The sequence below is a fragment of the Mesorhizobium sp. f-mel genome (genome assembly GCF_053850215.1).
In genome coordinates this window covers 1-454 of sequence record NZ_JBSPTO010000088.1, presented here as the reverse complement: position 1 = coordinate 454, position 454 = coordinate 1, and the positions used below count along the sequence as shown (strand labels likewise).

Below are 454 nucleotides of genomic sequence, written 5' to 3'. Positions count from 1 at the left end.
TAGAGCGGGATGAGATTTGTAAGAGTCGTGGGATTCCCAAATCATCGCAGTTCTGATTCAACATTCATGCTGGGAGGAGGCCAGTTTGGATGGCAGGATATTCGATGGACCTTCGCGAGCGGGTTTTAGCCGCGGTCAAGACCGATGGGCTCTCGCGACGTGCGGCGGCGGCTCGATTTGGCGTTAGCTATAGCGCGGCCATTGAGTGGCTTAAGCGTGTCGAAGAGACTGGCAGTGCTGCGCCTCGCCAGGTCGGCGGCTACAAACCGAAGAAGCTCTCGGGAGCGTGGCGCGACTGGCTGATCGAACGCTGTCACGACAGGGACTTCACCTTGCGCGGCCTTGTGGCCGAACTTGGCGAGCGTGGCCTGAAGGTCGACTACCGTTCGGTGTGGGAATTCGTGCATGCCGAGAAGCTCAGTCACAAAAAAAGACGCTGATCGCCGTCGAGCAG

Annotated in this window: 1 pseudogene; it reads left to right on the top strand. The window is 58.6% G+C overall.

Features of this window, described 5'->3' with window-relative positions:
* Positions 1–89: 89 nt before the first annotated feature.
* Positions 90–454, top strand: a pseudogene (locus tag ACWUKX_RS31015) (helix-turn-helix domain-containing protein); the annotation flags it as partial.